This is a genomic window from Pseudochelatococcus contaminans (assembly GCF_014195635.1).
In the GTDB taxonomy this organism is placed as follows: domain Bacteria; phylum Pseudomonadota; class Alphaproteobacteria; order Rhizobiales; family Beijerinckiaceae; genus Pseudochelatococcus; species Pseudochelatococcus contaminans.
The window spans coordinates 1-24,401 of record NZ_JACICC010000006.1; the positions used below are offsets into that span (position 1 = coordinate 1).

Sequence of the window (24,401 nt, forward strand, 5' to 3'; positions counted from 1 at the left end):
TGGCACTCACTCAACAAAAACAAATCACCCATCACAACCTCCTCAATGGAGACTGTGAATCACATCTAAAGCCAAATTAATAGGTCCTGAACCTAGGTTGCTTTTTCAGTCTCGTTCAAGCTTGCGTAAAAGACCTCCTCTGCTTCGTTCGGCTTAACGTAGCTAGTGGCGCTGTGCAGCCGTGTGTTATTATACTAGTCTACCCACTTCAAAGTTCCCCACTCGACTTGGCCGACCGATTTCCAAGGGCCGAGGAACTTGATGACCTCGGTCTTGAACAGCCCGATGATGTTTTCGGCCAGGGTGTTATCGTATCTGTCACCAACGCTGCCGACCGATGTATCGATGCCAGCCTCAGCCAGCCGCTCGGTGTATCGGATCGACAGGTATTGGCTGCCACGGTCGCTGTGATGGATCTGTCTTTCGGCAGTGGTCATCGAGATCGAGACGCGCTAGCCGACGATCTTGAGGGCAAAGACGTCGATCACGAAGGCCACATAAACCATGCCCTGCCAACTGAAGACATAAGTGAAATCACTCCACGAACGCACCTCGATCATCATCACCGCCAGCCTCGCCTTCGGCGAACCGCTGCCATAGACGAAGGTGCGCGTTCTATCTGTGACGAGAAGGGGAGGCCGCTCGTCCCGCCCCTGAGCGAAGGCTTGATGAGCGTTCACAAGGGGGGCTCGACTCGCGCTGGATATTGCTTTGCAATGTCAGAATGGAGAAGACTGCTTCGGATGACGGAGTAGCCTAGGTGCAAGGTTTGCAGCGGAGAGAGCTGAATGTCTGCTGAGGAAATTTGCACACAGATTGATCGGCATCAATTGCAAAGTTCATTCGATTGATCTATTTATGGATCGCTAAAACACGGAGAAATGCCCATGACGGCCAGTCCAACGGCGCAGAGTGGACACGAGGCTCGGAGCGCCAAGACGCGGACTCATCTGATCGAGGCGGCCATCGAGGTGATTGGTGCAGTCGGCTATGAAGGCGCGAGTACGCGCGTCTTGGCCGCAGCCGCCAAGACCAATTTGTCTGCAATTCCGTACCATTTCGGGGGGAAGAAGGAACTATACCTCGCCGCTGCGCAGATGATTGCTGAGTATGCGCACGCACGCTTCGAGGAGGTGGTCTCCACTCTGGATACAGATGAGGCAGCCGAGAAAGCTGTTCGCTTCGAGCAGGCTCTCACCGGCCTCCTTCGCCTCGTCCTGAAGGACGAGGAACTGAACTCGTGGTCGTCATTCATCGCACGCTGCGCCTATGACAATGACGAAGCTTTTGCCTTGATTTACGAACGCGCCATCGCACCCATGCTGGAACGTCTCGTACAGGCTGCAAGCGAACTCTCCGGCCGCCCCCCTGAGGACGAAGCGCTACGGTTGCGCATCAGTGCGATTGTGACGGCAATCATCAGCTTCAGGTTTCTGCGCGGCATCATGTTGCGCGGGATGGCATGGACGCAGATCCAGCCCGACAGCATCGGGCAGATCGAGGACATGGTTCGCGATCTTTGCCGCAGTGACTTTCTTCAGGTCCACCTGCCCCAATAACGCATGATCGGAAGTGTGTGCAGCTTGGGGCGCTCAATATTCTTTTGCATCAGTGAAGGACAAGTTAGATGACCGACCAATCATATGCACGTGAGGCCGTCGCTTGGGCGAAGCAGCGTCTTGACGATCTCGACACAATCATTTCGGAGGTCGAGAAATCTACCGAGAAACTGGAGGAAAGCGTCCGCCGGGAAGCCGATGGTGTGGTGGAGCAGCTCCGTGCCTCCCGGCTCAAGCTGGAGGCATATGAAGACAGGCTGCGAACCGAAGTGACGGCGGCGAAGCACAACGTCGAGGACATTCAGGAAGCAATCGATACGGAGTGGGTCGAAGTCGAATCCGCGTTTCAAACGTTCCTGTCGACGGTGAAAGGCAGGGCGGAAACGGTTCGCGAGGTCGTTGCAGCGAGGACGGAGGCTCAACGTCTGTCCTGGGAAGCATCTTTGAAAGATCTGCGTGATCAGGCCGAGGCGGCGGTGGAAACGGCTCGTGGAGAGTTTGATGTCGCCCTTAAGCGCCTGTCGGATGAGGCCGAGAAATTTCAGACCCGGATCGGCGATGCCAAGGATGCAGGCGACGAGTCCTGGAAGGCCGTGAAAGATGGATTGGTAGACGCCAAGGCCGTTCACGACCGTACGATCCAAAAGATCAAGGGTGCCTTCTCGAAACTCCTTTGACAACCCTCCCGGCAGTCAGCTTTGCCACTCCGATCCCACAGGAAGACAAGAACATGAAACTCCATTTTCGGGCCCTCGGTCTCGCGCTCGCCGCCCAGGCCATGCTGTTTCCGGTTCCGGCCGTTTTCGCACAAGATAGTGCCTCCCAGGCTCAGCCGGTGTCCCAGGACGATCCGTCTGTTGCCCGGCAGGCGCTGGAATGGTCGCGGGGCCGCCTTGCCGAAATCGACGCTGCCATCGGTGTCATCGAACAGGATGCGGCGCGACTTCAGGGCGACGCAAAAGCGAAAGCCGAGGCTGCGCTGAAAACGCTTCGCGAGACACGCGACACCTACCGCTCCAAGGCAGATGAGGCGGCCAAAAATGCCAAAGCGTGGACGGACAAGCAGGTTGCCGAGGCGCAAAAATCGCTCGAAGAGAGCTGGACGGCGGTTCAGACCGCGCGTGACGAATATCTAGATGCGATCAAGGCCGATCTCGCGACACGCCGGGCGGTGCTCGAAGCGGAAATCGATGCACAGCAGAAGGCATGGCAGAAGTCACTCGAGGAACTGAAAGCCAGGTCGAAGACGATTGCCGCAGACCAGCGCGCGGCGATCGATGCCCGCATCGCTGCCCTTAATGCGCAGGTGAACGAGGCGAAGGCCCGCCTTGGACGGCTTCAGGATGCCTCAGCCGAAGCATGGCAGGCCGTGAAGCGGGACTATGCGGAAACCCAGAAGCGCCTCTCCGACACCTATGTCTCGATCCGCAAATCCATAGAGGACGCAACGCAATAGTCCTCCATGAAGTCGGAGGCGGGATCAGGCGGCCCCTCCCGCCATTCCTGTCTCCGGCAGAACGCTCCGGGAGAAGGCCGATGAGTCTGACAAGTGAAATCCAGGCCCTGCGTGCAGAGATCGAAGCGCAGGTGAGCAAGGCGCCGGCAAGGGAAGACAGTGCAACGTCCGCCACCGCTCTGGAAACGCCGCCATCAGGCGAAGCGCAGGTGCAGCAGGATGCCGCCCAGCAAGACATCGAAGCGTTCCTGAAAGCGGTGAACGAGACGCTCGACACGTTTGCCGGTGAATTGGACAAATATCCCCGGCTCAGCGCTCTCGCCGCGCTCGGTGTCGGCCTCGCCGCCGGTATCGTCATCGGCCGCCAGCTCCGCTAGCCTTGTTCGAAAGGTCGATCATGTCCACTCTCAATTCCGCAAAGCTTTACGGCCGCGTCGCGCTGCTGCGGCGGCAGGTTCTCCTGCGGCAGGCGATCCGGCGTGCGATAGCCGGCGCGCTGGCGGTAGCAGCCTTCATCGTGACGGCAGGGCTGGGAAGCTACGCGCTGTTCTTGGCGATCAGGATGCCGCTCGGCGACCTCGGCGCGACGCTGGCGATCATGGGACTTTACCTCGCCGCAGCTCTTGTCCTGCTAGACTACACGTTGCGCGAACCGCGCTCGCCGGAGCTGGACGCGCTTGCCGAAATGGAGGCGGCCGCCCTCGAAACGATCGTCGCGGACACACAAGGTGTCGTGCAGATGGTCAATGCAGCCGGTCACCGCATCGAAAATCTCGGCAGCAGTCTGACGCTCGGCGTCGGCATCCTTTCCGCGCTGCGTAAGCTGCTGTCATCTTCCAAAGCCTGACCTTCCGGAGCATTCGCAGGGACCGGGCCTTGCCGAAAGGCTGGCCGCCCTGCGTCGCGTCGGTACTCACCGATAACGTGGCATGATTTCTGGCAATCAGATTTGCACTGGCAATGAAACAGATTTCCTCTGCGCCTGTTGCACGAAGCACAGTTCGAGGCGATGGCCCTCCTGATGCGCCCCGGACGATAACTTTTCGCTCCCTCTTCCCTTGCATCCGGGTCGGTAGAAGGTGTGGACCGCAGCTATCGCAGGAAGCGCCTGAACCTGCGCAGGGCGAAGCCGAAGAACAGGCTCCCGATCGCCAGGAGCGCGAGCAGTTGCGGCCAGACGACGTTGATGCCGGCTCCCCTGAACAGGATCGACTGCGCCAGAATGACGAAATGCGTATTGGGAGCGACAAGCATCACGTCCTGAATGATCTGGGGCATGCTTTCACGAGGGGTCAAAGCGCCCGAGAGGACCATCAGCGGCAACAGCACCATTATCAGCAACAGCCCGAATTGAGGCATCGTGCCGGCGATCGTCGCCAGAAAAACCCCCAGCGAAGTCATGGCGAACATGTACAAGGTGGCGCCCAGAAGAAACAGCGGCAATGAGCCGCCGATCGGCACGTCGAGCATCCCCTGGACGATGACGACGAGCGAGAAGGCGGAAGCCACGAGCACCACCAGCACCATGGACCAGATCTTGCCGAGCATGATTTCGGCGGGTGTGATCGGCATGACCAGAAGATGTTCGATGGTTCCGTGCTCGCGTTCGCGAATGAGAGCCGCGCCGGTGAGAACGATCGACAACATGCTGATCGCCGTGATGACGTTCGTGATCGCACCGAACCAGGTTTTATCGAGTTGCGGGTTGAAGCGAGAGCGCAACACGAGATCGACCGGCACCGTTGCCGCGCCGCGGTGGCGATCGAGAAATTCACTGACTTCACTGGAAATGATGGACTGGATATATCCTCCGCCGGCAAATGCCTGCGTCATCCGCGTGGCATCGATGTTGAGCTGAATGGCCGGAGACCTGCCAGCGAGAAGATCGCGCTGGAAACTCGGCGGAATATTGAGTGCAAAAGTATCGAGGCCGGAATCCATGCGCCTGTCCATCTCGAATTGGGAAATAAGCCCGGGGATGGCGAAATAGGGTGGCTGGAAAGCCGTCAGGATGCGTGAGGACACGGGAGACTGGTCCTCGTCGACAATGGAGATCGGCGCATTGTTCAGTGTTTCCGGGATCGCCGTCGCCGCGACATAGATCGAAATCGTGAAGGCGTAGACGATCAGAAGGACAAGCATCGGATCGCGGGCAAGTCCGCGCAGTTCCTTGACTCCCAGCAATACGATATTGGACACGCGCATGGTCAGCCTGCCTGTTTCCTGAGAATTAAAGCGCTGGCTCCGAGCAGCACCGGCACGGCAATCAGCAGGGGTACGAACGAACCGGCAAGGTCTTCGAAACCGAGCGCCTTGGAGAACGCGCCGCGGGCGATGGTTACGAAATGGGTTGTCGGGTAGATTTGCCCGATGAAGGCACCCGCTCCCTCAAGCGACGATACGGGGTCGATCAGCCCCGAGTACTGGATGGCGGGAATGAGCGTGAGGATGGCTGTCGCGAACAGGGCGGCGATCTGGCTGGTCGTGAAAGTGGAGACCAGGATGCCGATACCCGTGGTGACCGTCACGTAAACGAGCGCCGCTGCGGCAAGCGTCAGGAAGCTGCCCGTCAGTGAAACCCTGAATACCAGGATCGCGAATGCGGTGAGCATCAGGAAATTCAGCATGCCGAGTGCGATGTAGGGGATCTGCTTGCCGATCAGGAATTCCAGCTTTGTCACCGGGGTGACGTAGAAATTGATGATCGAGCCGAGTTCTCTCTCCCGGACGATGCTGAGCACGGCAAGCATCGCCGGAATCAGCAGCAGGAGGAGCGGAATAACGGCGGGCACCATCGCCACGAGGCTTTCGATGCCGGGGTTGTAGCGATACCGCATCTCTATCCGGAAGTTGCCGATTGTCGCGGCGTCTCCATAGAGTTCCCGGGCTTTCTGAGTCAGCCAGCTCTGGTGCATGCCCTGAACGTAACCTTGCACGGTTTCGGCGCGCACGGGCATGGCGCCGTCTATCCAGGCAGCGATTTCCACGGCCTGTCCGCGCGCCACATCACGGCCGAACCCTGGCGGTATTTCGATGGCCAAGCTGATTTCGCCGCTGCGCATGCGCCGGTCGAGATCCTCATAGTCGGTAATCGGCGCCTTTTCGGTGAAATAACGTGATCCGCCGATCTGAAGCGTGTAATCCCGGCTGATGGTGGTGTTGTCACGGTCGAGCACCGCGAAGGACAGGTCCTCGACATCCAGATTGATGCCGTAACCGACAACGAACATCAGGAAAACGCTGCCGAGAATGGCGAGTGTGGCGCGGATCGGATCGCGCCTCAGTTCCAGCGCTTCCCGTTGCGTATACGCGAACATGCGGCGCCAGTCGAAATAGTCGCGGACGGATGGAGCGGGAAGGGTGGAATTCGCCGCTCCATCCGCCGCTTCACACTGCGCGCGGGGCTGCGCAGGTGATACTTGTTCCCCCGATGCCTCCTCAAGATAAGAGATGAAGGCTTCCTCGAGTGTTTGGGCGGAACGTTTCTCAATGATTGCCTGTGGCGTGTCGCTGACCAGTACCTTGCCGGCATGCATCAGCGATATGCGGTCGCAAAGCGCCGCCTCATTCATGAAGTGCGTGGAGACGAAGATCGTCACCTTGTCCTTGCGGGATAGATCGGACAGGATTTGCCAGAAGCCGTCTCGCGCGATGGGATCCACGCCCGAAGTGGGTTCGTCAAGGATGAGGATGTCGGGCGCGTGGATCATCGCCACGGCGAGCGACAGCCGCTGGCGGATGCCCAGGGGCAGTGCGTCGGGAAGCGCGTCGAGGACATCCGTCAGATCGAAGCGCCTGACCATTTCTTCGATGCGCGCCGGGACGGCCTCCGTCGGCAGGCTGAAAAGGCGAGCATGAAGCTCAAGATTCTGCCGGACGGTCAATTCGGAATAGAGCGAGAAAGCTTGGCTCATGTAGCCCACGCGCCGCCGCACCTCGAGGTCGTTCGGGTCCACCTCCCGGCCGAACAGCTTCGCGGTCCCCTCGGTTGCCGGCAGCAGGCCCGTCAGCATCTTCATGGTCGTGGTCTTGCCGCAGCCGTTCGAACCGAGGAAACCGAAGATCTCGCCGCGCGGGATACGGAAACTGACGTCGTCGACGGCTGTGAAGTCGCCGAAGCGCATGGTGAGATGTTCCGCCTCTATGGCAATCTCCTCATCCACGCCGGCGGGACGGGGAGGGATGAATACCTTGCGGTGGCCGCTGCGCTTTTCCTCCGGGAGAAGGGCAATGAAGGCGGCATCAAGATTCGCCGTTTCGGTACGGCCAAGAAGCTCAGCCGGGGTGCCGGTGGCGAGGACATGGCCGCCATCCATCGCCACGAGCCAGTCGAAGCGCTCCGCCTCCTCCATGTAGGCCGTTGCGACGAGCACGCTCATCGCCGGCCTCTCACGTCGGATGTCGTCGATCAGCTCCCAGAACTGCCGGCGCGACAGCGGATCGACGCCCGTCGTCGGTTCATCGAGAATCAGCAGATCGGGGTCGTGGATCAGGGAGCAGCACAGGCTGAGCTTCTGCTTCATGCCTCCCGACAGCTTGCCCGCCGGTCTGTCGGCGAAAGGAGAAAGTCCCGTGCGCGCCAGCAAATCGCTGATCCTGCGCTCGCGCTCTTCCCGTCCTTGTCCGAAAAGACGGCCGAAGAAATCGACATTCTCGAAGACGGACAGGGTCGGGTAAAGGTTCTTGCCGAGACCTTGCGGCATGTAGGCGATGCGCGGACAGGTTCGTCTCCGGTGATCGGCATCGGCTATGTCTCCGCCCAGAACCTCAACGCATCCTTGCTGAACAGCGTGCGCACCGGCGATCAGCGACAGAAGGCTGGATTTGCCAACGCCGTCCGGTCCGATCAGTCCGATCATGACGCCAGCCGGCATATCGAGGGTGATCCGGACAAGCGCCACGACACTGCCGTAGGAAAGCCCCACCTCCTCAAGGCGCACGACCGGAGGGCGCGCCGCCGGCTCGACCGGACACTGTCTCGATCTGCTCATTGCACCAGTGTCTCCGTCAGGCTTGCCGGCCAATCAACCTCTGGATCGACACGCACATAGGCCATTCCCGGCAAACCCGTCTTGACCTGCTGGATGTACTTTTGCAGCAGTTCGGGAGGGATCTTGGCCTTGATACGGAACATCAGTTTGAGGCGTTCTTCCTCCGTTTCGACAGTCTTCGGTGTGAACTGCGCGACATCGGCGACGAAACTCGCTTTCGCCGGGACCACGTATTGCGGCATGGCATCAAGAACGAGGCGGACGTCGGTGCCAATCGCGATACGGCCAGCTTCCGCGGTCGGCAGGAAGAAGGTCATGTAGACATCGCTGAGGTCGACCAGATTAAGAACGCGCCCACCGGCTGACAGCACCTCGCCCGGCTGCGCCACGCGATATTGCACGCGGCCGTCCCGCGGAGATTTCAGTACGCTGTCGTCGATATCGGCTTTGATGCTTTCGATGGCCGCCCTCGCAGCCTCGACCGATGCTTCCGCGTCGACGACCTGAACCTTCGCGGCGCTGATGGCGGCCTCGGCGGCCGCGCGCGATGCCTTTGCAGCGGCCACGGCCGCCCGCGCGCCTCCGGCCGCCGCGCGGTCGTTGTCGAGCGTCTGTTGGGAGGTGGCATTGGTGCGGATCAGATGCTCAGAACGCACCAGCTTTCGTTCCGCCGCATCGAGTTCGGCTTCACGTTGCGCGACCACCGCATCCGCAGCCTCTCGTTCAGCTTCGCGCTGATTGACGAGGCTCTTCGCTGTATCGACACTGATAATCGCGCGTCGCAACGTTGCCTGCGCCTGACGTTCCTGTGCCTCCAGCTGGGTCGTATCCATGCGTGCCAGCACCTGGCCCGCCAAGATGAAATCGCCCTCATCGGCAACGATTTCACGTACACGACCCGCAATCTTGGTCGATATGTCGATCTCGACCGCCTCGATACGGCCATTCCCTCCCACGATTCCGTCAGGCAAGCTCCGGGGATCGTACGTCCTCCAGACATAGTAGCCACCTGCCAAGGCTACGGCGCCGATAACCGGAAGGATCCAGCGAGTTCCTGACTTGATCATGACCCTATCCGTGCCATGGTTCCCGTTGGAGGGGAGTGTGACAACATACCGTTCTTCATGATGTTTCTGCTCGATCTAGAAGCTGTGCATACGCGACAGGGTCGATCGAAAGGTCGCTGAGCCTTCCGGCGATATTTGCTTCGCGCCGGGGAATCACACTTCGATTAACTCTGCAAAGAAATAATTCAATCGAACGAACTTTGCAATTGACGACGATCAACCCGAGGCGTAAATCGTCACTGAACGAACGTTCAATCGGCTTGTGAGAAACTTGATGCAAGTTGGCGACACACGAACGGCCATCATCGAAGCCGCTGCCCGCCATATCTCCAGAGCGCTGCAACAGGCTTTTCACTCAAATGCCAAGGACAACTGAGATGCGTACCGTATTGCGCACTGCTCCCGCTCTGATCTTCCTCTGTTTCCTGACGGCTGCCGCTGGCGCAACCACTCAGGAGAAGCCGATCAATCTGCCGGCATTTCCCGTGACGCAGGTTGAGATGATGGAGATACCGATCACCTACACGGTTCCCGGTTCCGTCGTCTCCGATGGGCGCATCGACGTTTCCTCGCGCGTGGTCGGCTTTATCGAGCAACTCGACGTTCGCGAGGGACAGAAGGTGTCCCGGGGCGATCTGCTCGTGCGGATCGACCAGACCGATATCGATGAGGCAGTCCGCCAGGCCGAGGCCGGCGTTCGCGCGAGCCAGAAGGACCTCGACGACGCAGAGCAGGATGTCGAGAAATTCGCGCGCCTTACACAGTCCGGAACCGTAGCCGCCGAGACACTGCGCAAGGCTAAAGTGCGGGTCGATATCGCCCGCGCCAATCTCGACAAGGCGCGGGCGGCGCTCAATTCCGCCGAGGCCCAGAAGAGCTATGCCACTGTGACTAGCCCGGTGGACGGCGTCATCGTTTCCGTTGCCCGCCGCAGCGGCGAGATGGCGACGGCGGGCTCCACGATTATGACGGTGGAATCCCGCGAGGTGTTGTTGTTCAAGACCTTTGTTTCGGAAAGCAACCTTTCGGCGATCGATCCGCAAACACCGGTGACCGTTCGGATCGATACGCTCAAGGGCGAGGTCTTCCAGGGACGCATCCGCGGTATCGTGCCTTCGGGGGACGATGTCACCCGCCGCTACGAGGTCAACATCGTCCTGCCAAGTGATCCGCGTCTCGTCCCGGGCATGTTCGGACGCGCGGAGATCGTTTTGGGCAAGCAGTTCGTCACGCTGATCCCCCAGGTTGCTCTGGTTCGCCGCGGCGGCCTGGACGGGGTATTCGTGCTGGACGGTGACGTGGCGCGCTTCCGCTGGTTGCGGACGGGTCGGGTGTGGGGCGACGCGGTCGAGGTCGTGTCCGGGCTGTCAGGCGGCGAGACTATTCTTGCGGCGGCGAATGATACGATTCGTGACGGCTCTGTCGTGCAGACGGCGGAGGAAGCACGGTGAGCGAGACTCGTCTGAACTTCGCGGGCCGTCTCGCGCAGACCTTCATCACCTCGAAGCTGACGATCGTCTTCATCATCGCGGTTGCCCTTATGGGCGTCGTGGCGGTGTTGCAGACGCCGCGCGAGGAGAATCCCCAGATCGTCGTGCCCGCGGCCCTGGTCACCGTAAGCCTTCCCGGCGCCTCGGCAGCGGAAGTCGAGGAACTCCTCGTGACCCCGCTCGAAGGCATCCTGAAAGAGATTCCCGGGGTCGATCATATCGACAGCACGGCCCGGAACTCGGTTGCCGCAATCCAGGTGCAGTTCAAGGTAGGCCAGCCGAAGGAAGAGTCTCTGGTCAAGCTCTACGACCGCGTGCTGGCGAGCCGCAGCCGCCTGCCTTCGGACGCGGGGACGCCTGTCGTCCAGAGCATCGACGCTGACGACGTCCCTATCGTGACCGTCACCCTCGCTTCGTCGCAATATGACGACTACGCCCTGAAGAGGGTAGCCGAGCGGATGGCCGACCGGCTTCGCAGCACGGATAACGTCTCCGTCGTCAGCATCAAGGGCGGCCACAAGCGGGAAATCGCCATAGAGCTTGATCCTGATCGTTTGCAGGCTTTCGGCGTCACCCTGAGCCAGGCCTATGGCGCATTCGGCGCGAGCAATCTTTCCGTGCCGATGCAACCGACTGTGCGTCACGGCAAGGTCGAGGCGATCAAGCTGTCGGCCTCCTTCCAGTCAGCGGACGATGTGAAAAACCAGATCGTCGCCATTCACGATGGCCGTCCCGTCTACGTCCGTGACGTGGCAACGGTGACCGACGGGCCGCCGTCCGAAGTCGCGGCCTTCAGCCGATTTTCGTTCGGTCCGGGGGACGCCCGTTTCGGAAAAGACAATTCAATGGATATGTCGGCCGTCACCATCGCCGTCGCCAAGAAGAAGGGCGCCAATGCGGTGGTCGTCGCCAACGCGGTGATCGACCGCATCGAGCGTATGCAGCGGTCTTTCGTGCCGGAAGATATCCAGGTCGTCGTCACCCGCGACGATGGCGAGAAAGCCGACGCCGCCGTGAACCTTCTCCTCGAACACCTCCTCATCGCCCTGGGGACGGTCGGTCTGGTGCTGATGTTCTTTCTCGGCTGGCGCGAGGCCATGATCGTCATGGTCACCGTTCCGCTCATCCTCTCGATCACCCTCATGGCCGACCTGCTCGGTGGCGTGACCATCAACCGGGTAACCTTGTTCGCGTTGATCCTCGCTCTCGGTCTCTTGGTGGACGCGGCTATCGTCGTCATCGAGAATATCCATCGCCACTATGGCTCGGCACGGGCGGGCACCAGCAAAGAGGAAATGACGGTCCTCGCCACCAACGAGATCGGCAACGCCACCAATCTCGCGACCGTCGCGGTGATGCTGGTTTTCGCTGCCCTGTTCCTCGTCACCGGCATGGCGGGCGATTATTTCTATCCGATCGCCTACAATGTCCCGATCGCGATGGCCGCCTCCGTCGTGGTCGCCTATATCGTTACGCCCTGGGCCGCCAATCGCTGGCTCCACCGCCATGACGTCCGCGAGGAGGAGATGCATGCGCGGGAGGATGCTCGTGGGGAGCCGGGGCGCATGGAGCGTCTTTACCTTCGGCTCATCACCCCGTTGCAGCAGCGTCGCCCGGTGCGGTTTGCCTTTGGAGTCGTGATCCTCGTTCTGATGGGGGCATCGATCATGCAGGGCGCCTGGCAGTTCGTCCGTCCGTCCGGAGTGGGCGGAGCAGTGTCGCAACTCGGCGTCGCCATCGGCTTCCTGCCAAAGGACAACAAGAACACCTTCAACATTGTCGTCTCCATGCCGGAAGATACCCCGGTCGAAGAGACGGACAGGTTCGTGCGTGAGATTGCCACGCTGCTCGCGCAGGAGAAGGAGGTCGTCAATTACCAGACATGGATAGGGCAGGCGGGCGTCGAGGATTTCAACGGCCTGTTCAAGGGCACGGCCGGGCGCACCGGCAATCACGTAGCGGAAATCCGTGTTAACCTCACCGACAAGCATGACAGGTCGCAAAGCTCGATCGACATCGTGAGAGAGTTCAGGCCAAAGGTCGATGCCGTTCGTGCCGCCTGGCCCGGCGTCGAGGTCACGCTTGTCGAGGACCCGCCCGGTCCGCCGCTGCGTTCGACCGTGCTTGCCGAACTTTATGGCCCGGACTCGGACGGGCTGCGCGCCCTGTCCGACGAGGTACGCAAGGCGTTCGAGGCGACCTTTGACATTGTCGACCTGACCGATACCGAGCCGGTCGACGTGATCGAGCATCGCATCGTGCCCGACAAAGAAAAGGCTGCGCTTTCGCTGGTTTCCACGGCGCAGATTGCCGAGGCTCTTTCTCTAGTCTACGGCGGCAACACGCTGAGCCGCGCTCATTTGCCCGATGAACGCAACCCGGTTGACGTGAGGGCCTTCGTGCCGCGCCGCTTCGCCGTGGATCCGACCCGTCTCGATCGCGTATTCGTCGACAATGTCGACGGCAAGCCGGTGCCGCTCTCCGAGCTGGTTACCGTTCAGCCAACCTCGGCAGATCGGCCGATACTTCACCGCGATAACGAGAGGGTGACCTTCATCGGCGCGGAGTTGTCGAACTCGGTGCCGCTCTATGCCGTTCTCGACCTTCAACGGCGACTGGCGGGGATCACCGCTCCAGACGGACGCCCGCTGCGGACTGGCAACCTCAGCTTCAGCGAGGAGGTTCCCGACACCATCGACGGCTATCAGTTGCTCTGGGGCGGTGAGATGCGCATGACTCTCAATGTCTATCGCGACATGGGGATTGCGCTCGGCGGCGCGCTTCTGGCGGTCTATTTCCTGCTCGTCGCCTATTATCGCTCCTTCCTCGTGCCGGTCATTGCCATGTCGTCTGTGCCGCTCGGCATCATCGGCATCTTCCCCGGACACTGGCTTGTCGGTGCAGATTTCTCGGCGACCTCCATGGTCGGTATCATCGCGCTGTCCGGCGTCGTCATCCGCAATTCGCTGCTGATCATCGACTTCATCCAGGAGAACCTGAAACACGGCATGCCGCTCGACGTCGCCGTCCGGCAGGCGGGGGCCGTGCGCCTGCGGCCGATCCTGTTGACGACGCTGGCCATCGTTCTGGGCTCGGCGATTATGATAACCGATCCCGTCTTCGGTGGCCTCGCCATCTCACTGATCTTCGGTACCGTCGCTTCAACCGGGCTCACCGTTTTCGTGGTGCCGATCCTCTATGAACTCCATGCGGAAAGGCACCTTCGGCACTCAGCCGTGAAGAGCCAATAAACTGACCACACAGTTGCGTGCAGGGTCCGAAGGTCTCAGCACCATTGGCTTAGGACTGCGATCAGGAGCCAAGGACAATGCCGTAGGCCCCCAAACGTCGACAAAAGAAAGGCGTAGTTGGGCAGATGGTATGCCTCTTCCCACCAGTTGCAGTCTCAGTAAGTTGCCGACGGCAAGCATAATTGCACAGTGCAGGTCATGACGTGAGGGCAGGATTTCTTCGGCGGATTTGACCCATCGGTAGGGTTTTGGGTTCTCGTTGTGCGCGTCGATGGAGGTGGCGATGTCAGCCTCCAGTTCGGCTATAGAGCGGTGGACACCCCGTTGCAGTTGCTTGCGCCTCAGTTCCGCGAACCAACCCTCGACCTGGTTGATCCAACTCGCCGAGGTGGGCGTGAAGTGAACATGCCAACGGGGGCGGCGCGCGAGCCGGGTTTTGATCTTCGGCGTCTTTTGCGTCGTATAATTATTCATCACAAGATGCACGTCCTGCCCTCTCGGCATGGCCATGTCGATCCGCTTCAGAAAGTCGAGAAACTCGGTTGGCCCGGTGGCGCTTGTAACATTTCCCGATCACCACTCCTGGCCCGGTGTAATGCTACTCGACAGCATGGTCTCGCTGCCATTTGAGGATGGCGTTCGGGTTCAACTTGGTTTCGTTGCCGACACGATCATGCAGGGATAGCCTGTACAGAGTGATATCTTCTCCAGTTCGTGGCCGACATGCTCACCCAACAGTGAGTTATCGACCACGCAAAAGAGACGAAGGCGCTTGCTGCGGACTGGGGCATCTACGGCCTTGCCATGAACGTGACAGCATACGCTACTACCGCTGGGAGGCCGATCGGTGTTCCCGGTTTACCGGCCTATTTGCTTGCGTTCACCGTTTTCAGTGAGCCTGCACCGTCGTTGCAGTGGCCTGAGGCTGGGTGCGTTGTGTCAGGAAGAACATCGCTGCGGCTGCGATGAAGGCAGGTAACGCCCCGATCAGAAACAGCGTCTGTAACGGCATGTTTGCCGACAACAGGACCCCGCCGATGACCGGACCCAAGATTGAGCCGATACGGCCGATTCCCAGCGCCATTCCTACACCTGTCGAGCGCGCGGGCGTGCTGTAAATGCCGGCGGCAAGGGCATTCATGTTGTTCTGCGCGCCGTTGACGCAAAAACCCGCAATGAAGATCGCGATTGCCAACGCGATTCCACCGTCACCGCCGATGTATCCGACTGCCGCGATAGCGAATGCGGCCGCGAACAGGACGGCGCCGAGTATCTTGAAGGAGCCGACGCGGTCTATGGCGCGCGCCAGGACGATGGTGCCGACAATTCCGCCTGCGTTCAGCAATGCGGTGAAGAGAATGGCTTGTGAAAGGGCAATGCCGGCGTGTTGCAGGATCAGCGGCAGCCAGTTGATGAGGAAGTAATACATCAGCAGATTCATGAAGAACGTCGCCCACAGCAGCAGGGTGACGGTGATCCGCTTCGGCCCGAACAGTTCGGCGCGCGCCGTGCCGCGACTGGTTTCATCTGCTTTCTGGGGGGTCTGAAACGTCGCGTTCTCAGGAAGCCGCACATCCGGCACGGCCCGGGTAATGAGCGTCGCCACCTTTTCCCTGGAGCCATTTCTGGCGACGAGGAAGCGTACGGATTCCGGCAACGTCAGGATCAGAACGATCATCAATAGCAGGGGAACCACGCCGCCGACCAGAAACACGCTCTGCCAACCGAAGATGGGGATAATCTGCGCAGCGAGAAGACCGCCCAGCACCGCACCGAACGGAAAGCCGCAAAACATCACCCCGACCGCCGTCGAACGCCAGCGCGCGGGTGTATATTCGGCGCTGAGCGCGATCACGTTCGGCATGGCGCCGCCCAGGCCAAGACCCGTGAGGAACCGTAGAACGATCAGCGCCTCAACGGTCTCCGCGAACATCGTCGCGATCGAGAATATCCCCATCAGTGCAACCGAGACGACGATCGCCAGTTTCCGGCCCAGCCTGTCCGCGATTGGTCCCAGGGCGAGCGCACCGACCATCATGCCGATCAGGCCAACGGAGAAAACCGGCCCGAAAGCCGACGCCTCCAGGCCCCACTCCCGCGCCACAACCGGCGCGACATAAGCGATCGACTGTGTGTCAAAGCCGTCGATGACCGTGACGGCGGCGCACAGGCCCACCGTCAATGTCTGAAAAGAGGACCATCGTCCCTCGTCGATCAGTCGATCAACATTTACGGGTGTTTCGTTGTCAGCCATTTTTTCCTCCCGGCTTGAATGTCTTGTCACTGTTTATGGTGTTGGCGAGCCCTCTACTTCCCGTATGGCCGTCTCTACATGCATGATGCCGACGGATACATGATCTATACTGCAGTTTTCGAGCAGATTATTATCGACCGCATCATCCCGTCGGGTCGAAATGAGCAAGAGGACGATAGGGAAAGGGTGATCTGAAAAATCACGTGATCAAAAAAGCGTACAGCGCGATTATCTCGTTCCGGCGCTATCCTTTTTCACGAGTACGAAATCGAATTGCGATCGCCATATGGTTGCTCCGTCGTCCACGCGCTCGAAAGGCGCGACGAGGGATTGCTTGACACCGAACACAGTGTCGGAGGTCAGGTAGGGATCCTCCCCCACGAACGTATGCGTCACCAGTTTCTGGTATCCCTCGGCGGTCACCATGTAGTGGGTGTGCGCCGGGCGATAGGGGTGGCGTCCCAGATGGCCCAGCATCTGACCGACAGGGCCATCGTCCGGGATCGGGTAGGACACCGGCTTGATGCCGATGAAGCTGTACCAGCCGTCGGCGCCGGTGACGAAGATGCCGCGATTGTTCCATTTCGGCTGGATATCCGGCTGCTGCACGTCATAGTAGCCCTCGTCGTTGTCCGACCACACGTCGATGCGCGCGCCTGCGATGGGATTGCCGTCGAGGTCGATGACGCGGCCCTCGAAGAGGCAGCTCTCGCCCTTGCCGTCGAGGCTGATGGTGTCCCCCATCTGCCGCACCGGCGCGCCCACGACATGGAACGGGCCGAACACCGTGTTCTCCGTCGCGCCTTGCGGGCGGCGGTTGTTGATGGCGTCGACCAGCATGGAGAAGCCGAGCGTGTCCGAGAGCAGAATGAACTCCTGCCGCTCCCCGCTGCAGATCTGACCGGTGCGGGTGAGGAAGTCGATACCGATTTCCCACTCTTCCTGCGTGAGCTGGATTTCCTTCGCGAACGCATGCAGGTGCCTGACGAGGCAGGTCATGATTTCGGCCAGTCGCGGATTGATGTCCGATCCCATGCGGGCATTGACAGCATCGACTGAGCCTTCTTCGGTGAAGTAGGCTGTCATGATCGTTTCCTCCGTCGTTATCGTTGTTTGTCCGCTCCGGTTACGGGCGAGTGCCCTGCCATGCGCTTTGCAGCAGCGCGCGGATGGCGTCGCGCTCGATGGGACGCGGGTTCCAGTAGGGGTTTTTCACCGCGAGGTCGGCGGCGCGGTCGAGATCGCTCTCGGCGAGTCCGATATCCCTGAGCGCCAGCGGAGCATTGAGGGATGCGGCGAAGTCGTGGAGTCCGCCGCCGATGGAGCCGCCGAAGAGTTCGGCGGCGGGTGCGAGTTCCCTTTCGGCTGCTTCGGCGTTGTATGCTGCGGAATGGGGCAGCAGGATCGCATGGGTTTCGGCGTGGGGGAGATCGAAGCTGCCGCCCAGCGTGTGGCAGAGCTTGTGGTGCAGCGCCATTCCCACCGAACCAAGAACCGTTCCGCAAAGCCAGGAGCCGAACAGGGTTTGCTCACGCGCGTCGAGGTTGCCCGGGTCGGCGACGACCTGCGGGAGGCCATCCCTGAAAGCCCGGATGCCGCTGAGCGCCAGTTGATCGGAAAGCGGATTGGCGTCACGCGCATACAGCGCCTCGACCGCATGCGCCATGGCGTTGAGCCCGCTCGTGACCGTCAGATTCGCGGGTAGCGTCGCCACGAGTTCCGGATCATACAGGATGACCTCCGGCTGCACCTTTGGCGAGCGCAGGGTCTCCTTGATGCCGTTGGCCGTCTGGCCGAGAATGGGAGTGGCCTCGGACCCCGCGTAGGTTGTCGGCAAAACGATTTGCGGCAGGTCCGTGCGCAGCGCGATCGCCTTGCCGAGGCCTATGGTCGAGCCGCCGCCGATGGCGACGATGCAGTCGGCCCCATGCGCGGCAGCGATTGCCGCCTCGGTTATCTCGATTGGCGTATGCATGGCCGCCCGGCTGAACCGCGCATGCGCGCGCGGTCCGAGCTGCGCCAGGATCGCTTCCCCTTGCGCGGCCTGCTCCGGCGTCGTCAGCACCAGCGCACGAGAGAGGCCGAGCGCTGCCATTTCGGAGCCGATCTCCGCGAGCACTCCGGCGCCGAGGCGCACGCGCACCAACGGGTGTCCGGGCTCGAAGCCCACATGAAATGTCCGCATGACTCTACCCCGCTTTTTTCAGGAAGCCAGCGATCTGGCGATAGTTTGCCGCCACTTCCTCGACTTCTTCAGGGGTGATCAGATCCTCGATCCGGTCGTCCGGTCCCTTGACGCGCGCTGCCGCAATGTCGAGTACACGCTCTGGTCCGGACTTGCGGTTGTTGAGAACGACGTTCGTCGTGACTGGAAGGCGTGTCGCCTCATAGGCGAGGAGACCTTCAGGCCCCGGTTGCGTGGCCAGCGCATCGGCAAGCGCCTGCGCGTCGATGATCGCCTGGGACGCGCCGTTGGCGCCTATCGGATACATGGGATGCGCGGCGTCGCCCAACAGCGTCACCCGGCCTTGCGTCCACCACGGCAGCGGATCGCGGTCGATCATCGGATATTGGGTAATGTGCTGCGTGTTCCCGAGCAGGGCTGGAATATCGATGTCCGGCATCCGGAAGCCCAGAAACTCGGCAATGAAGTCGCGGTCGCCTTCCCGGGTCCAGTCGGCGTCATCGGCGGCGCGCGGCTGATCGTGACGCACCTCTGCGACCCAGTTGATGAGCGCCTGGTCCTCACGCGCTGCGCGGCCGCTGATGGGATAACAGACGAACTTCACGTTGTGGTCGCCGGCGATGAACATGGTGCGGCCGTCGGCGAAAGGCGCTTGCAGGTTGGCGCCGCGCCACATCATCGTGCCCTCGTAATGGGCTGGCCCCTCATCGGGATGAAGCTGCCGACGCACTTGCGACCGGAAGCCGTCGGCGCCGATCAGCAGATCGGCGTCGTGGAACGTGCCGTCGGCAAATGTAGCGCGAACACCGTAATCATCCTGCGAGAAACTGGCGATGGCCTTGCCGGCTGTCACCGTCTCGTGGCCCAGACGGGAGCGAACCGTGTCGAGCAGCAGGAATTGCAACTCCCCCCGATGGATCGAATACTGGGGATGTTCGAAACCGGCCTCGACGGAGCGTGGATCGGACTGGATCAGGTGGCCGAAGCGCGTGCGATACTCGATAGCGCGGGTGCGGATGGCCATCTCGTCGAGTGCATCGGCCAGCCCCAATCCGCGCAGGACGCCCGAGGCGTGAGGCATGAGATTAATGCCGACACCCAGAGGCTGCAGAGTTTCAACCGCTTCGAAAACCCGGACTTCATGCCCTTTTTCATGCAGGCACAGTGCGGCTGTCAGCCCGCCGATACCGGCACCCGCAATTGCAATTTTCATGATGGTATCTCCCTTGATGGCTTGTCTTTTCGCAGGCATTCATGGACAGGCGTGGGAACGGAGCGATCGTCCATGTTCCGCACACGAAGTTGTATTGCGAAGAAAATAATGCTGTCCGCACGAGTATGTGTTCCTCGGCAGGAGCAATATTTGTCATGCGTATTGTTGTTAATACTTATAGTGCCTAGCTTGTTGTCTTATCTGTATTCTGTTTTTTTGAAGGCACTTGCTTTGTTCCTGGGGAATAGTCCGCGGACAGAGAGTCCGCAAAGGCTACTCTCCGGCGGGCATTCATAAAACTCATCGACATCTGAAGAATGAGGGGTTCGCGTCAGTGGACGCAATTGTCATTCCCGGCTGCCCCTTGCAGTCGATCGATCATTACCGAAAGCACTCTCTCGCATCCGGGCATGCCAAACAGTGGCAGATACGATGAAGATTGGCTTGATATGACATGCACGCTGGCGATTTGGCGTCTGCGCACAGGCTTCCTCCCGATTGCTTATTGTTACATCCGCAACAGTAAGGCAGGTTGACCATATTAGTCAAGCCCCCTGACGAGTGGTCGGCATTCGAGACGATGACGCCGGTGGATCAAGAGGGCCGGGCGCCGTTGATGAGTAAACACAGGTCGTTGGTTATGAATCGAGTGTGTCGAATGTGGCCGCATAGGTTGTCAGGCCATTGATGATTGCATCCATGACCTTGGCGCCAAGTTCCGCGCGCATCTCGGCCTCGGCGATATCGACGGCGGCGCGAAATGATTCCAGCCACTTGACTCCGGTTGGGGTGAAAATGATAAGCCGGGCTCGCCTGTCGCTCGGGTCTTCCGTGCGATCGACAAGACCAAGGCTTGCACATTGATCGACCAGTTCGCCCATCGCCTGCTTGCTCATGGAGGCGCGCCGCGCCAGTTCCGTCAGGCGCGTGCCGCCGATATCGAGATTGCGGGTTAGATTGATATGAGCGATCCGCGCTTCGGCGTGGCCTTTCTCGCTCATGATGTCGAGAACCCGTGCCTCGAAGCGGCGCACTGCGTTATTGAGCAAACGGCCGATATTGGCATGCCGCCAGGTTGTGCCGACAAGGGCAGCTGTTTCTTCCGGCGTCGTAGCCATCAATCCTCAGGGGTTAGAGCGGGATGGTGGCGGGAGGCCAGCTCACGAGCTGCTTCGGTTCCGATGCCCGTCATGCAGAGCAGGGCAACCACCGCTTCGTGAAGCTTCTTTTCCGGCAAGTTCCCGGTGGTGATTGTCAGGCTTATGCCGACGATTGCATGTGTCGACATCTTCCAGACCAGATCCGGATCGCCCACCGAGAAGCGTCCCGCTTCGGATGCCTGCCGGAGATCACGGATGGCGAAAGGCCCCATACGGCGGAATATGGCGTCTGCGATCACCTCCGAGCGGTTGAGCAATTGCCTCCAGCGTATATCTCCCGTGGCGGTTTCCAGTACCATGCGAACGCCATAGGCATAGACCTGTGCCGGATCGTCAAACGTATTGGTAACATTTTCGATGCGCAGTGCGAGATCGTGCATCATCTCTTCAAGCACTGCGACGGCGAGATCATCTTTCGAGCGAAAGTAATTGTATATGGTCCCGGCACCGACATCGGCACGCTCGGCGATTTCCAGCATGGTCGCCGCGTCGACGCCCTTTTCGCTCATGATCCGTCGGGCGGCATCGATAAGGGCGTCGCGAACACGCCGCTTGCGGCGTGCCACCCGCCCCTCGTGCAGATCCGGTGTCGACGTCATCGCCAGTTCGATTCTCACTATTGTCCGATCAGGGACTGAATAAACCGCGTTCGTGTCCTTCGCAACTGAGGGTCTTCATATGCGAATGGCCGCACATGCGAACGATGCGACCGGGTTCCTGGCTTAGGTCGGTACTATGCACGATCCCATCGGCAGCCAGATGCTCCGTGTCCCATTTTTCATACCGGATTTTTTGTGCCACGAGCAACGGCACAGCATGCAAAATGATAAAAATATCATTTATTATCAATATGTTATAAAACATTGACATGACGCAAACATTCCAGAAACTGAATTAGTTTCAAACTTGACGATTATTCAGTTTCGATATATTCGAGAGTCACCGAACATCGAAAACCACTCGAAAAAAAGAATGTGGCGATGCGGTGTGGTGTGATCGATTGGCGCACCGCATGCCAATTTGGGAGGATAGTCAGGATGACAGTCGCTTCGACTGCCGCACCCGTTGCCGGCACCGATCATGAAGCCGATGTCGCCATTGTTGGCGGCGGCCCTGTAGGTACGTTCCTTGCGATATTGCTGGGCCGTCAGGGGAGGAGAGTCACCCTCGTCGAACGCTGGTCGATCCCCTATGGTCGGCCACGGGCGGTGACATTCGATCACGAGATCGCCCGAATTCTTGCGCTTCTCGGTATCGATTCAGAAAACGATCCGGCAATCAACTATCACGACGAGCTTTATTACTGGAAAGACGCCGCCGGTGAAGATCTCCAGATCGTCGATTGGCAGAGCGTGTCAGCGTCTGGCTGGCGTGTGCGCTACTGGTTCAACCAGCCGGATCTCGAGACCAGGCTCACGCGCATCGCCGACAGCTATCCGACAATCACGCATCTTCGCGGCTACGAGGCCGCGGGCCTTGAACAGGATGCGGACAGTGCGACCCTGACGCTGCGGCGCACCCCGGCGGAGGCGCCGGACGACAACGAAACGCGGACTATCCGCGCCAGTTACGTTGTCGGCGCCGATGGCGCCAACAGCTTCGTGCGTCAGGCGCTGGGCATCGAGAACGAGGACAAGGGCTATTTCTTCGACTGGCTCATCCTCGACATGATCCCCCACGAGGAATACACCGCGTCTCCCGCGCAATGGCAGCTTTGTGATCCTCGGCGCCCGACGACGATCGTGCCCGGTGGGCCTGGACGGCGGCGTTGGGAATACATGGTGCTGCCGCATGAAAACCCCGAGGAAATCGCGAAGGAAGACAATGCCTGGAAGCTGCTTGAGCCATGGGGCATGACGCCGGAGAACGCGACGCTGGAGCGTAGCGCCGTCTACCGCTTCCAGGCACGCTGGGCGAAGGTCTGGAACGTTGGCCGATGCGCGATCGCTGGTGACGCGGCCCACCTCATGCCTCCCTTCGCGGGTGAGGGCATGTGTGCTGGCATTCGCGACGCCTTCGCGCTCGGCTGGCGTCTGAACGGCATACTCGAAGGCAAACTCGCGGCCGATGTGCTGGACAGCTACACGACTGAGCGTCTGGAACATGCCAAGCACTACATTCATTTCAGCCAGGAACTCGGCAAGATCATTTGCATTTCCGATCCTGAAGAGGCGGCCGCTCGCGACCGACATATGAAGGAGGAACTGGCGGCACGCAACTTCAGGCCGGTGCCGACCGACGTCTGTCAACTCGGCCCCGGTGCGTGGTGCAAGGGCACTGCCCATGCGGGTGAGCTGTCGGTACAAGGGGTTGTGCAGGCCGGCGACAAGCGGGATCGATTTGACCAGATCGTCGGCTCCGGCTGGATGGTCATTGGCTTCGATCATGATCCAGCGACCGCTCTCACGGCCGATCAACTGGCGCAACTGTCATTCCTCGACGGGCGGACAGTGAAGATCGGCTCTGCTGGCGCGGAGGCTGATGTCATAGATGTCGAAGGCACTTACGCACGCTGGCTGGAAGAACTCGACGCGACCTATGTTCTGCTGCGGCCGGACTTCTATGTCGCGGCGACCGCCCGGTCGCCCGAGGACCTGCGGCGCAGCTTCGGCGAGGTGATGGCACGCATTCATGCGCGCTCGCCGGTCCAGCTTGCTGTCGCGTAATGAGGGCTGGGCCATGGTCGATACATTTATCTGCACTGTCAATCCGGCCCGGGTCGTCTTCGGGCGCGGCACTCTCGGGAATGTTGCTTCGGAGGTGACGCGGCTCGGATGCAAGCGCGCGCTGGTGCTGGCAACGCCGTTCCAGAAAGCCGATGCCGAGCGGCTGGCCGCGCAACTCGGTGAACTGGCAGCCGGCGTTTTCGCCGGGGCGGCCATGCACACTCCCGTGTCGGTCACCGAAGAGGCCGTGGCCGCGTTTGCGGGCATCGGCGCGGATTGCGTGGTGTCTTACGGCGGCGGTTCGACGATCGGGCTCGGCAAGGCTATCGCATGGCGGAACGATACGCCGCAGATCGTCGTGGCGACAACCTATGCGGGATCGGAGGTGACGCCGATCCTTGGGGAAACCGAGGGGGGTCTCAAGACCACCCGGCGCGATCCGCGCATCCTTCCGGAAACGGTCATTTACGACCCCGAACTCACGACCGGCCTGCCGGTGGCGATGAGCGTTGCCAGCGGACTCAACGCCATGGCGCATGCGGTCGAGGCGCTGTATGCGCAGGACCGCAATCCGATCGCGTCACTGCAGGCCGTCGAGGGAATTCGCGCGCTGAAGCAGGCATTGCCCCGCATCGTCGAGACGCCGCACGATATCGAGGCGCGTTCCGGTGCTCTCTACGGCTCCTGGCTTTGCGGAACGGTTCTTGGTTCGGTGGGAATGGCGCTGCACCACAAGCTCTGCCACACGCTGGGCGGCAGCTTCGATCTCCCCCACGCCGAAACCCATGCGATCCTGCTGCCCCATTCCGCAGCATACAACGCCGAAGCTGCCGCAACGGAACTCGCGCCCGTCGCCGAACTCTTCGGTGGCTCCATCGGCGGCGGACTCTACGACTTCGCCGCATCCCTCAATGCTCCGCTGGCCCTCAGGGATATCGGACTCGCCGAGAGCGATCTCGACCGCGCCGCCGACCTCGCGGTGAAAAACCCCTACTGGAACCCGCGTCCCATCGAGCGCGACGCCATCCGCGCGCTGCTGCAAAGCGCATGGCAGGGCACTCGCCCGTAACCGGAGCGGACAAACAACGATAACGACGGAGGAAACGATC

At 60.5% G+C, this 24,401-nt stretch carries 19 protein-coding genes and 2 pseudogenes; 9 read left to right on the forward strand and 12 right to left on the reverse strand.

Annotated elements, in window-relative coordinates:
* Positions 1–92 precede the first annotated feature (92 nt).
* Positions 93–539: pseudogene (locus tag FHS81_RS18985) on the reverse strand (integrase core domain-containing protein); the annotation flags it as partial.
* A gap of 348 nt (positions 540–887) precedes the next feature.
* Between FHS81_RS18985 and FHS81_RS12130 the strand changes: the two are divergent.
* From FHS81_RS12130 to FHS81_RS12150, 5 genes are all read left to right on the forward strand, one after another.
* Positions 888–1,559, forward strand: a complete 672-nt coding sequence (locus FHS81_RS12130) for a CerR family C-terminal domain-containing protein (RefSeq protein WP_183753298.1) — start codon at positions 888–890, stop codon at positions 1,557–1,559.
* A gap of 68 nt (positions 1,560–1,627) precedes the next feature.
* Positions 1,628–2,236 carry a hypothetical protein gene (locus FHS81_RS12135; RefSeq protein WP_183753300.1) on the forward strand — a complete coding sequence of 203 codons (609 nt, stop codon included), beginning with the start codon at positions 1,628–1,630 and terminating at the stop codon, positions 2,234–2,236.
* 53 nt (positions 2,237–2,289) lie between these two features.
* Positions 2,290–3,015 carry a sll1863 family stress response protein gene (locus FHS81_RS12140; RefSeq protein WP_183753302.1) on the forward strand — a complete coding sequence of 242 codons (726 nt, stop codon included), beginning with the start codon at positions 2,290–2,292 and terminating at the stop codon, positions 3,013–3,015.
* 80 nt (positions 3,016–3,095) lie between these two features.
* Positions 3,096–3,392 carry a hypothetical protein gene (locus FHS81_RS12145; RefSeq protein WP_183753304.1) on the forward strand — a complete coding sequence of 99 codons (297 nt, stop codon included), beginning with the start codon at positions 3,096–3,098 and terminating at the stop codon, positions 3,390–3,392.
* Positions 3,393–3,412: 20 nt separating this feature from the next.
* A complete protein-coding gene (locus FHS81_RS12150) occupies positions 3,413–3,862 on the forward strand; it encodes a hypothetical protein (protein ID WP_183753306.1) in 450 nt (149 codons plus the stop codon).
* Between the two features lie 245 nt (positions 3,863–4,107).
* Here the strand turns inward: FHS81_RS12150 and FHS81_RS12155 are convergent, their stop codons facing one another.
* Genes FHS81_RS12155 through FHS81_RS12170 form a run of 4 tightly spaced genes read right to left on the reverse strand, consistent with a single transcriptional unit; the run spans position 4,108 to position 9,428 of the window.
* A complete protein-coding gene (locus FHS81_RS12155; RefSeq protein WP_183753309.1) occupies positions 4,108–5,220 on the reverse strand; it encodes an ABC transporter permease in 1,113 nt (370 codons plus the stop codon).
* A 2-nt stretch (positions 5,221–5,222) separates the two neighbouring features.
* Positions 5,223–8,006 carry a ribosome-associated ATPase/putative transporter RbbA gene (rbbA, locus tag FHS81_RS12160; RefSeq protein WP_183753311.1) on the reverse strand — a complete coding sequence of 928 codons (2,784 nt, stop codon included), beginning with the start codon at positions 8,004–8,006 and terminating at the stop codon, positions 5,223–5,225.
* Entirely contained in the window at positions 8,003–9,073 is a 1,071-nt protein-coding gene (locus tag FHS81_RS12165; protein WP_183753313.1) for an HlyD family secretion protein, read from the reverse strand. The genes rbbA and FHS81_RS12165 overlap by 4 nt, the downstream gene beginning before the upstream one ends.
* A gap of 55 nt (positions 9,074–9,128) precedes the next feature.
* Positions 9,129–9,428 (reverse strand): hypothetical protein, encoded by a 300-nt coding sequence (locus tag FHS81_RS12170; RefSeq protein WP_183753315.1) that lies wholly within the window; start codon positions 9,426–9,428, stop codon positions 9,129–9,131.
* Between the two features lie 22 nt (positions 9,429–9,450).
* Here FHS81_RS12170 and FHS81_RS12175 point away from each other — a divergent pair, with 22 nt between their 5' ends.
* Positions 9,451–10,524 carry an efflux RND transporter periplasmic adaptor subunit gene (locus tag FHS81_RS12175; protein ID WP_183753318.1) on the forward strand — a complete coding sequence of 358 codons (1,074 nt, stop codon included), beginning with the start codon at positions 9,451–9,453 and terminating at the stop codon, positions 10,522–10,524.
* The gene (locus tag FHS81_RS12180; RefSeq protein ID WP_183753320.1) at positions 10,521–13,814 is read left to right on the forward strand and encodes an efflux RND transporter permease subunit; all 3,294 of its coding nucleotides are present in this window, start codon (positions 10,521–10,523) and stop codon (positions 13,812–13,814) included. The genes FHS81_RS12175 and FHS81_RS12180 overlap by 4 nt, the downstream gene beginning before the upstream one ends.
* Before the next feature lie 204 nt (positions 13,815–14,018).
* On the opposite strand, the pseudogene FHS81_RS12185 reads toward FHS81_RS12180, so the two are convergent.
* The 7 genes and pseudogenes from FHS81_RS12185 to FHS81_RS12215 form a co-directional block, all read right to left on the reverse strand.
* Positions 14,019–14,397: pseudogene (locus FHS81_RS12185) on the reverse strand (transposase); the annotation flags it as partial.
* A gap of 306 nt (positions 14,398–14,703) precedes the next feature.
* Positions 14,704–16,068 carry an MFS transporter gene (locus FHS81_RS12190; protein ID WP_183753322.1) on the reverse strand — a complete coding sequence of 455 codons (1,365 nt, stop codon included), beginning with the start codon at positions 16,066–16,068 and terminating at the stop codon, positions 14,704–14,706.
* Positions 16,069–16,296: 228 nt separating this feature from the next.
* A complete protein-coding gene (locus FHS81_RS12195; RefSeq protein ID WP_183753324.1) occupies positions 16,297–17,154 on the reverse strand; it encodes an intradiol ring-cleavage dioxygenase in 858 nt (285 codons plus the stop codon).
* 40 nt (positions 17,155–17,194) lie between these two features.
* Positions 17,195–18,253, reverse strand: a complete 1,059-nt coding sequence (locus tag FHS81_RS12200) for a maleylacetate reductase (RefSeq protein WP_183753326.1) — start codon at positions 18,251–18,253, stop codon at positions 17,195–17,197.
* Between the two features lie 4 nt (positions 18,254–18,257).
* The gene (locus FHS81_RS12205) at positions 18,258–19,466 is read right to left on the reverse strand and encodes an FAD-dependent monooxygenase (protein ID WP_183753328.1); all 1,209 of its coding nucleotides are present in this window, start codon (positions 19,464–19,466) and stop codon (positions 18,258–18,260) included.
* Between the two features lie 638 nt (positions 19,467–20,104).
* A complete protein-coding gene (locus FHS81_RS12210) occupies positions 20,105–20,584 on the reverse strand; it encodes a MarR family winged helix-turn-helix transcriptional regulator (protein WP_183753330.1) in 480 nt (159 codons plus the stop codon).
* Complete coding sequence (locus tag FHS81_RS12215; protein WP_183753331.1) at positions 20,584–21,225, reverse strand: TetR/AcrR family transcriptional regulator; 642 nt, start codon at positions 21,223–21,225, stop codon at positions 20,584–20,586. The genes FHS81_RS12210 and FHS81_RS12215 overlap by 1 nt, the downstream gene beginning before the upstream one ends.
* Positions 21,226–21,663: 438 nt before the next feature.
* On the opposite strand from FHS81_RS12215, the gene mhpA reads away from it, so the two are divergent.
* Positions 21,664–23,292, forward strand: coding sequence for a bifunctional 3-(3-hydroxy-phenyl)propionate/3-hydroxycinnamic acid hydroxylase MhpA (mhpA, locus tag FHS81_RS12220; RefSeq protein WP_183753332.1), 1,629 nt, complete (start codon positions 21,664–21,666; stop codon positions 23,290–23,292).
* Positions 23,293–23,305: 13 nt separating this feature from the next.
* Entirely contained in the window at positions 23,306–24,361 is a 1,056-nt protein-coding gene (locus FHS81_RS12225) for a maleylacetate reductase (protein WP_183753333.1), read from the forward strand.
* Positions 24,362–24,401: the final 40 nt, after the last annotated feature.

Excerpts from the sequence above, each read along its gene's own strand:
- FHS81_RS12130 (WP_183753298.1), top strand. The coding sequence starts at position 888 with ATGACGGCCAGTCCAACGGCGCAGAGTGGACACGAGGCTCGGAGCGCC.
- FHS81_RS12135 (WP_183753300.1), top strand. The coding sequence starts at position 1,628 with ATGACCGACCAATCATATGCACGTGAGGCCGTCGCTTGGGCGAAGCAG.
- FHS81_RS12140 (WP_183753302.1), top strand. The coding sequence starts at position 2,290 with ATGAAACTCCATTTTCGGGCCCTCGGTCTCGCGCTCGCCGCCCAGGCC.
- FHS81_RS12145 (WP_183753304.1), top strand. The coding sequence starts at position 3,096 with ATGAGTCTGACAAGTGAAATCCAGGCCCTGCGTGCAGAGATCGAAGCG.
- FHS81_RS12150 (WP_183753306.1), top strand. The coding sequence starts at position 3,413 with ATGTCCACTCTCAATTCCGCAAAGCTTTACGGCCGCGTCGCGCTGCTG.
- FHS81_RS12155 (WP_183753309.1), bottom strand. The coding sequence starts at position 5,220 with ATGCGCGTGTCCAATATCGTATTGCTGGGAGTCAAGGAACTGCGCGGA.
- rbbA (WP_183753311.1), bottom strand. The coding sequence starts at position 8,006 with ATGAGCAGATCGAGACAGTGTCCGGTCGAGCCGGCGGCGCGCCCTCCG.
- FHS81_RS12165 (WP_183753313.1), bottom strand. The coding sequence starts at position 9,073 with ATGATCAAGTCAGGAACTCGCTGGATCCTTCCGGTTATCGGCGCCGTA.
- FHS81_RS12175 (WP_183753318.1), top strand. The coding sequence starts at position 9,451 with ATGCGTACCGTATTGCGCACTGCTCCCGCTCTGATCTTCCTCTGTTTC.
- FHS81_RS12190 (WP_183753322.1), bottom strand. The coding sequence starts at position 16,068 with ATGGCTGACAACGAAACACCCGTAAATGTTGATCGACTGATCGACGAG.
- FHS81_RS12195 (WP_183753324.1), bottom strand. The coding sequence starts at position 17,154 with ATGACAGCCTACTTCACCGAAGAAGGCTCAGTCGATGCTGTCAATGCC.
- FHS81_RS12200 (WP_183753326.1), bottom strand. The coding sequence starts at position 18,253 with ATGCGGACATTTCATGTGGGCTTCGAGCCCGGACACCCGTTGGTGCGC.
- FHS81_RS12205 (WP_183753328.1), bottom strand. The coding sequence starts at position 19,466 with ATGAAAATTGCAATTGCGGGTGCCGGTATCGGCGGGCTGACAGCCGCA.
- FHS81_RS12210 (WP_183753330.1), bottom strand. The coding sequence starts at position 20,584 with ATGGCTACGACGCCGGAAGAAACAGCTGCCCTTGTCGGCACAACCTGG.
- FHS81_RS12215 (WP_183753331.1), bottom strand. The coding sequence starts at position 21,225 with ATGACGTCGACACCGGATCTGCACGAGGGGCGGGTGGCACGCCGCAAG.
- mhpA (WP_183753332.1), top strand. The coding sequence starts at position 21,664 with ATGACAGTCGCTTCGACTGCCGCACCCGTTGCCGGCACCGATCATGAA.
- FHS81_RS12225 (WP_183753333.1), top strand. The coding sequence starts at position 23,306 with ATGGTCGATACATTTATCTGCACTGTCAATCCGGCCCGGGTCGTCTTC.